Source organism: Rhizobium metallidurans, assembly GCF_014196505.1.
GTDB classification, from domain to species: Bacteria; Pseudomonadota; Alphaproteobacteria; order Rhizobiales; family Rhizobiaceae; genus Rhizobium; species Rhizobium metallidurans.
This window is the reverse complement of sequence record NZ_JACIDW010000030.1, coordinates 21,926-28,737: the sequence shown is the minus strand read 5'-3', so window position 1 is coordinate 28,737 and position 6,812 is coordinate 21,926. Positions and strand designations below refer to the sequence as shown.

At 64.2% G+C, this 6,812-nt stretch carries 9 protein-coding genes; 2 read left to right on the top strand and 7 right to left on the bottom strand.

The window, feature by feature from the left end:
• Positions 1-178: 178 nt before the first annotated feature.
• The 7 genes from GGQ67_RS23430 to dnaN form a co-directional block, all read right to left on the bottom strand.
• Positions 179-328 (bottom strand): hypothetical protein, encoded by a 150-nt coding sequence (locus tag GGQ67_RS23430; RefSeq protein ID WP_183902514.1) that lies wholly within the window; start codon positions 326-328, stop codon positions 179-181.
• Between the two features lie 284 nt (positions 329-612).
• Positions 613-1,593, bottom strand: a complete 981-nt coding sequence (locus tag GGQ67_RS23425; RefSeq protein ID WP_183902513.1) for a complex I NDUFA9 subunit family protein — start codon at positions 1,591-1,593, stop codon at positions 613-615.
• Positions 1,594-1,702: 109 nt separating this feature from the next.
• Entirely contained in the window at positions 1,703-1,990 is a 288-nt protein-coding gene (locus tag GGQ67_RS23420; protein ID WP_183902512.1) for a DUF1330 domain-containing protein, read from the bottom strand.
• 43 nt (positions 1,991-2,033) lie between these two features.
• Entirely contained in the window at positions 2,034-2,741 is a 708-nt protein-coding gene (pyrF, locus tag GGQ67_RS23415; RefSeq protein WP_183902511.1) for an orotidine-5'-phosphate decarboxylase, read from the bottom strand.
• Between the two features lies 1 nt (position 2,742).
• Complete coding sequence (locus GGQ67_RS23410; protein WP_183902510.1) at positions 2,743-3,330, bottom strand: histidine phosphatase family protein; 588 nt, start codon at positions 3,328-3,330, stop codon at positions 2,743-2,745.
• A 1-nt stretch (position 3,331) separates the two neighbouring features.
• Positions 3,332-3,928 carry a phospholipid N-methyltransferase PmtA gene (gene pmtA, locus GGQ67_RS23405; RefSeq protein WP_183902509.1) on the bottom strand — a complete coding sequence of 199 codons (597 nt, stop codon included), beginning with the start codon at positions 3,926-3,928 and terminating at the stop codon, positions 3,332-3,334.
• A gap of 109 nt (positions 3,929-4,037) precedes the next feature.
• Positions 4,038-5,156 carry a DNA polymerase III subunit beta gene (dnaN, locus tag GGQ67_RS23400; RefSeq protein WP_183902508.1) on the bottom strand — a complete coding sequence of 373 codons (1,119 nt, stop codon included), beginning with the start codon at positions 5,154-5,156 and terminating at the stop codon, positions 4,038-4,040.
• A gap of 329 nt (positions 5,157-5,485) precedes the next feature.
• On the opposite strand from dnaN, the gene rsmI reads away from it, so the two are divergent.
• Together rsmI and GGQ67_RS23390 are read left to right on the top strand one after the other, a co-directional pair.
• Positions 5,486-6,346, top strand: a complete 861-nt coding sequence (gene rsmI / locus GGQ67_RS23395) for a 16S rRNA (cytidine(1402)-2'-O)-methyltransferase (RefSeq protein ID WP_183902517.1) — start codon at positions 5,486-5,488, stop codon at positions 6,344-6,346.
• The gene (locus GGQ67_RS23390) at positions 6,336-6,704 is read left to right on the top strand and encodes a YraN family protein (RefSeq protein ID WP_183902507.1); all 369 of its coding nucleotides are present in this window, start codon (positions 6,336-6,338) and stop codon (positions 6,702-6,704) included. Before rsmI ends, GGQ67_RS23390 begins: the two co-directional genes overlap by 11 nt.
• Positions 6,705-6,812: the final 108 nt, after the last annotated feature.

Sequence of the window (6,812 nt, the reverse complement as noted above, 5' to 3'; positions counted from 1 at the left end):
GAAGATCGCAATCGCCCTCACCAAGGCCAGCCAACCGAGCCCAGCATGAGCAAGCGGCCATCCGAAAGCCTCGTTCAAAACAGCCGATCCAGCGCACAACTCAGAACAAAATAAACCCCGCCAAAAAATGACGGGGTTTGTCAGCAGTCTGAACCGGCGCGAGAGCGCCGGTTTTCTGTTACCGGAGAGCGCCGGTTTCGCAAGGATCGACGCCATAGGCCGGCGAGCATTCGCCCTTCACGGCAGCGACCGAACCGGGCGCCACGAAAGAACCAGCCAGAATCACCAGCGCCGCGGAAGCAAAAAGCAGCGCGATTGACCTACCCATCGAAATTACCTTTCAAGCCGTTTGAACGCGCCGCCACGAGGCGCTGATTCCAAGCGCAGACGCGCGGGGTGTGTAGTCAGAGGAATGGCAAATAGCAATAAAGGTTCCCGCTAAATTTCCTGTTAATTCCGCTAAATTTTTCATGCGACTTTTATGCAACGTCCTGCGGTGCATAACCCCGTGAAAGCGCGCTGTTCAGCCTGTTTTTTCATCCCTGCCTCCAAACGCGCAACGCCGCCCGCGAAGCCCGCGAGCGGCGTTGTCGTCAAGCGATCGGCGGTGGCTCAGGCGGCCTTGCCGCTGTTCGTGTACTGGCCCTGCGGGCGGAACTGCACGAGGTAGCTGTCGATGACGGAGCTCACCATCGTCGGCGCGATGCCGATGCCCTTCAGCGTCCGTCCCTCGGCTTCCGCCTCCTTGGACACGACGTTGTCCTTCTTCAGGAGCTTCACCTGGTCGGGTGTGATCGGCGGGGTGATCAGCGGGATCATCGAGGCGACGCTGCCGATCATCGAGGCGACGCCGAAGGGGAGCGAGATCAGCGGGTTCGAGCGCGCGGTCGACTTCAGCACCGCTTCCAGACACTGGCGGAACGTCAGCACCTCGGGGCCGCCGAGCTCATAGATCTTGCCGCCGGCGACCTTGCCTTCGACAGCCTTGGCGACCGCCTCGGCGACATCCATGACATAGACCGGCTGCAGGCGCGTCTTGCCGCCGCCGACCAGCGGCAGAAACGGCGCGGAGCGCGCCATGCCGGCGAACTTGTTGAAGAAGCCGTCTTCCGGACCGAACACGATCGACGGACGGTAGATGATGGCGTCGGGCGCGACCGAGTGGATCGCGGCCTCGGCACGGCCCTTGGTGCGGCCGTAGTTGGAATCGGAGGTGGCGTTTGCGCCGATCGCCGAGATGTGGACCAGCTTGGCGCCGGCGCCGCGCGCGGCTTCCGCGACGGCGCGACCGCCGAATTCCTGGACCGCCTCGAACGAGTTGCGGCCGTTTTCGAACAGGATGCCGACGCAGTTGACGACGTAGGATGCGCCCTCGACGGCGCGGTCGATCGACTGGCGGTAGCGCAGGTTGGCCTGCACGAAGGAGATCTGGCCGACATTGCCGAGCGGCTGCAGGAAGCCTGCGAGATCGGGGCGGCGCACGGCGACCCGGATGCGGTAGCCGCGCTTGGCGAGCGCGCGCACCACATGCCTGCCGACGAAGCCGGAGCCTCCGAACACGGTGACGAGTGGCGGCAGGTTGGCAAGGGTCATGGCAGGTTCCTCGGAAGGCTGATGTGAATGGCAGGTGATGTCGTCTTAGCCCAATCGCGGTGCGACGAAAAGGCCTATCGCACCGCGCCTGTCACGACTTTGATCTCGCTCAAACGCCTTCGACGACAACCATTTCCGCGTCGGCCACTTCCTGGCGGATCTTGGCGGCGACCTGGTATTCCGGCGAGTTGTAGCAATCCACCGCATGCTGCATCGAGGGGAATTCGATGACGACGTTGCGGGCCCGCGCCTTGCCCTCGAGTTCGGTCAGCGCCCCGCCGCGGGCGAGGAAATTGGCGCCGTACTTCTCGAATGCCGGCTTGGCGGCGGCGACGTAATCCTTGTAGCGCTCGGCGTCGCGCACGTCGACGCGGGCGATCCAGTATCCCTTGGCCATGGTTTCTCCTCCTCGAGAGCGGTTGCGTGAAACGAAAAAACGGTCAGCGGTTGGCGGGCCACAGCGCGCTGACCATCTCGTCGAGAATGGCCTTGGCCGCGACCTTCGGCTCCGGCGCCTTGACGATCGGACGGCCGACGACGAGATGCGTCGAGCCGGCGCGCAGCGCGTCGTAGGGTGTCATCACCCGCTTCTGGTCGCCGCGTTCGCTGCCGCTCGGGCGAATGCCGGGTGTGACGATCGCCATGTCGGGACCGACGACGTCGCGCACCAGGGCCGATTCCTCGGCCGAGCAGACGATGCCGCCCATGCCGGCTTCGCGTGCCTGTTCGGCGCGGCGCAGCACCAGCGATCGGGGATCGTCGCCATAGCCGGCTTCGGTGAGGTCGGCTTCGTCCATCGAGGTCAGCACGGTGACGCCGAGCAGGCAGAGGTCCGAGCCCCTGGCGGCCTCGACGGCGGCGCGCATCGCCTTCGGATAGGCATGCAGGGTCAGCATCGACATGCCCATCTTGGCGATGTTTTCGACGCCCGAGGCGACCGTGTTGTCGATGTCGAGCAGCTTCATGTCGAGGAAGACCTTCTTGCCGTCTTTGGCAAGATCGCGGGCGAATTCCAGGCCGCCGGCGAACACCAGCTGGTAGCCGATCTTGTAGAAGGAGACGGTATCACCGAGCGTCGCGGCCATCGTCTCGGCCTCGTGAAGTGTCGGAACATCCAGTCCGACGATCAAGCGTTCGCGCGCGTCCATCTCACATCCATCCCTGCCAGTCTTCGATAGGCGTCCAGTCGCATGATAGGCGCCGATCCGCAAGACGGAAACAATAGAGATTGCCGCCGCCATGAGGCTGGTCGCGATCGCGCCTGATCGGCCGGCCTTCCAGGTGGCATTTCAGCAGCGTGCCCACGCCGCCATGGCCGACGAATGCGATCGGCCGCCCGGTATCATGTGTGGAGAGAACATGCTCGACGCTGGCGACGATCCGCCGCTGCGCATCGATCGCCCGCTCCCATCCGTTGAAGCTCTCGTCAGGATTGGCGAAAAACCGGTCCGCCGCCCGCTCGAATTCTGGCGGCGGCAGGAAGCCGGTCGCGGACCGGTCGTTCTCGTGCATCTCCTCGACGATCTCGACCGTCACGCCGCTTGGCGCGGCCAGAATGCCAGCGGTCTCGATCGCCTTGGTTTCGCCGCTGCTGACGATCCGCCGCAATTGCGCCACCCAGGGCTTGGCCGCGGCCATCCGCGCCCGCGCGACTCCGACATCCGACAACCCCCATTCGGGCACCGGGACGGCGGCGTCGATCTTGACTTGCGGGTGGGTGATGTAGAGGCCGAACATCTCAGCTTCGGCGGTAGATCCACAGCTGCGCCGGCGGAATATTGCGGACGATGAAGTCGAAGTGCTGGATGTGGTAGCGATCCGGTCGCGCGATGATCGGCGAAACCGCGCCATAGGAGATCTGCAGGAAGGGGCGGCCGTGCGGCAGCCGGTCCAGGATGCTTTCCAGCATGGCGGTGCGCGCCTGCATCGGGAAGTTCAGGAGCGGCACGGCGGAAACGGCGCTGTCGAACTTCTGCCCTTCCATGTGGGCGAGCGTCTTGTCGAGATTGAAGGCGTCGCCATTGATGACGTTGACGCCGGGATACATGCGCACCAGATGTTCGTAGAAATCGGTCGAATATTCGATCGCGACGAGATTTTCCGGCTTTACGCCGCGCTGCAGGATCGCCTTGGTGATCGCCCCGGTGCCCGGCCCGAGTTCGAGAACCGGCAGGCCGGAATTCGGGTTGACGATGCTGGCCATTCTGCGCGCCGTGATCGACGACGTCGGGACGATGGAGCCGACGATCCTTGGCCCTTGCATCATCCCTTTGAAAAACCGGATCTCTTCGTCGAACTTCTTGCCCAGTCGTTCCTTCAGGCGCAAGCCACCCATGCCCTTCTCCTTCGTGCAGCACATGCTGCGTGCCTATGTGCAGTCATTGCGACGCCAAAACAAGGCCTGACGTCGTGATCAGCAAAGTGTGAACGACAAAAGCGACCCGTTACACACGCATCGGCATCAGCACGTAGAGAGCATCGTCGCCGGCGGTGTCTCTGATGAGCGTCGGAGAGCCCGCATCGGCAAGCAGGAAGATGGCCTGATCGCCCGAGAGCTGCGCGGTGATATCGAGCAGGTACTTGGCGTTGAAGCCGATCTCCATGGCGTCCGTATCGTATCCGACCGCGACCTCTTCCGTGGCGCTGCCCGAATCCGGATTGTTGACCGTCAGCAGCAGCTGTCCGTCCGAAAGCGCCAGCTTCACGGCGCGGCCACGCTCCGACGAGATGGTCGAGACGCGGTCGACGGCCTGGGCGAAGCTCGTGCAGTCGACGCGCATTTCCTTGTCGTTGCCGGTCGGGATGACGCGCTGGTAATCGGGGAAGGTGCCGTCGATGAGCTTCGAGGTCATGACGATCGAGCCGATCGAAAGGCGGATCTTGGCGTCGGAGACCTCGACGGTGACCATCGCTTCCGGATTGTCGACCAGCTTCTGCAACTCGCCGACCGTCTTGCGCGGAATGATGATCCCAGGCATGCCCTCGGAGCCCGAGGGAGCATTGACGTCGGCGCGCGCCAGGCGGTGGCCGTCGGTGGCGACGGCGCGCAGCTTCAGGTCGCCTTCGCTTTCGATCGTGTGGAAGAAGATGCCGTTCAGGTAGTAGCGGGTCTCTTCCGTCGAGATCGCGAACTGGGTGCGATCGATCAGCATCTTCAGATCCGTCGCCTTCAGCTTGAACGTATGCGTGAAGGTGCCGGCCGTGAGATCCGGGAAGTCGGCTTCCGGCAGGCACTGCAGCGAAAACTTCGAACGGCCCGACTGAACCGTCATCGAGCCGCCATCCTGGCTGGTGGCGAGCAGCACTTCCGCGCCGTCGGAGAGCTTGCGCACGATGTCATAGAGAAGATGCGCGGGGACCGTGGTGGCACCTGGCTGCTCGACATTGGCGGGTGTCGCTTCCGTCACTTCCAGGTCGAGGTCGGTCGCCTTCATGTCGAGGCTCTGGCCATCGGCGCGCAGCAGGATGTTCGACAGGATCGGGATCGTGTTGCGGCGTTCAACCACGCGGTGAACGTGGTTCAGCGACTTCAAGAGATTGGACCGCTCAATAGTAATACGCATGGGATGCTACCGCTTTCGACCGTTACTGCCCGGGCGCGCTTGAACGCGCCTGAATAATGCCTTTCCCAAAAGCTGGGACCGGAGGATTGGACGCGCAAAATGGCAGAATTTTGCGGACGAATGCAAGAGGCGCAAAGGTCGCCGCCCCCGCAATCGGCATTTTCGCTGCGGATGCTAACAGAAATCACCGTTACCGTCGAAGCGCTGCCCCTTGCCGAAGGCATGGCCGTCGCCCATAAAGGCCGGAAGCCAGAAAGGGCACCGATATCTTGGACAATGAAAACGCGACGACAGAGGGCGGCAGGCAGCGCGGCTTCCGCCTGCACAACATGGCCGTTCCCGCCCGCCCGCAGGAGCCCGGCCTCTATCTCGTCGCGACGCCGATCGGCAATCTCGGCGACGTAACGCTGCGCGCGCTGGAAACGCTTGCCGGCGCCGATGTGCTGGCCTGCGAGGATACCCGCGTCACCCGCGTGCTGCTCGATCGCTACGGCATCCAGAACCGCCCCTACGCCTATCACGAGCACAATGCCGACGAGGCCGGACCGAGGCTGCTCGCGGCGCTCGAAGCCGGGAAATCCGTGGCGCTTGTCTCCGATGCCGGGACGCCGCTGGTCTCCGACCCCGGCTACCGCCTCGCGCAATCGGCGATCGAAGCCGGCTATCGGGTGATCCCGATCCCCGGCGCGTCGGCGCCGCTGGCGGCCCTCGTCGGCTCCGGTCTCCCGAACGATGCCTTCCTCTTCGCCGGTTTCCTCCCCACCAAGGACAAGGCGCGCCGCGACCGCCTCTCTGAGTTCGCCGCCACGCCGGCGACGCTGATGTTCTTCGAATCCCCGCACCGCATCGGCGCCGCGCTGATCGCCGCCGCCGACGTTCTCGGCGGCGATCGCCCGGCCTCCGTCTGCCGCGAGCTGACCAAGAGCTACGAGGAGTTCCGCCGGGGCACGCTCGCCGAACTCGCCGCCCACTATGCCGATGTCGACAATGTCAAGGGCGAGATCGTGCTCGTCATCGGCCCGGCGCCGGAGCGCGCCGTCGAGGAAGCGGATATCGACGCCATCCTCGCCGACCTCTCTCAGACCCTCCCGACCGCCAAGGCCGCCGCCGAGGCCGCCCGCATCACCGGTCTCCCCCGCAAGGAGCTCTACCAGCGCCTGCTCGACCGCAAGGCCGGCGATGGCCGCTAGTCGCGACACCGGTCTTCGCCGAAAGGCGCTGCGTCGGGGCCGCGTCTCCGAATATGTCGCTGCTCTCTATCTCATGGTCAAAGGCTACCGCATCGTGGCGCTGCGCCACCGCACGCGGCTGGGCGAGATCGACATCATCGCCCGCAAGGGCGATCTGGCGATCTTCGTCGAGGTCAAGGCGCGGCGCGAGGAGGGGGCGGCCATAGATGCCGTCTCGCATCTCACGCAGACCCGCATTCGCGGCGCCAGCGACCTCTGGCTCGCCCGCCAGCGCGACCGCGCCCGGCTATCGCAACGCTACGACATCGTCGCCATCGTGCCAGGCAAATGGCCGGTCCATTTGCGCGATGCGTTCTGATTGCTTTCGTTAGCCGGTTAATTTCTTCGGAATTTGTAATCGGCCTGTCATGAAAACGTTAAGGAGGTGTCACAATAGGCCTCTATTGCGTCCTCACGCCAACAATGG

What these genes read in the sequence shown, in the direction of transcription:
- GGQ67_RS23430 (WP_183902514.1), bottom strand. Translation starts at nt 328, where the DNA reads ATGGGTAGGTCAATCGCGCTGCTTTTTGCTTCCGCGGCGCTGGTGATT.
- GGQ67_RS23425 (WP_183902513.1), bottom strand. Translation starts at nt 1,593, where the DNA reads ATGACCCTTGCCAACCTGCCGCCACTCGTCACCGTGTTCGGAGGCTCC.
- GGQ67_RS23420 (WP_183902512.1), bottom strand. Translation starts at nt 1,990, where the DNA reads ATGGCCAAGGGATACTGGATCGCCCGCGTCGACGTGCGCGACGCCGAG.
- pyrF (WP_183902511.1), bottom strand. Translation starts at nt 2,741, where the DNA reads ATGGACGCGCGCGAACGCTTGATCGTCGGACTGGATGTTCCGACACTT.
- GGQ67_RS23410 (WP_183902510.1), bottom strand. Translation starts at nt 3,330, where the DNA reads ATGTTCGGCCTCTACATCACCCACCCGCAAGTCAAGATCGACGCCGCC.
- pmtA (WP_183902509.1), bottom strand. Translation starts at nt 3,928, where the DNA reads ATGGGTGGCTTGCGCCTGAAGGAACGACTGGGCAAGAAGTTCGACGAA.
- dnaN (WP_183902508.1), bottom strand. Translation starts at nt 5,156, where the DNA reads ATGCGTATTACTATTGAGCGGTCCAATCTCTTGAAGTCGCTGAACCAC.
- rsmI (WP_183902517.1), top strand. Translation starts at nt 5,486, where the DNA reads ATGGCCGTTCCCGCCCGCCCGCAGGAGCCCGGCCTCTATCTCGTCGCG.
- GGQ67_RS23390 (WP_183902507.1), top strand. Translation starts at nt 6,336, where the DNA reads ATGGCCGCTAGTCGCGACACCGGTCTTCGCCGAAAGGCGCTGCGTCGG.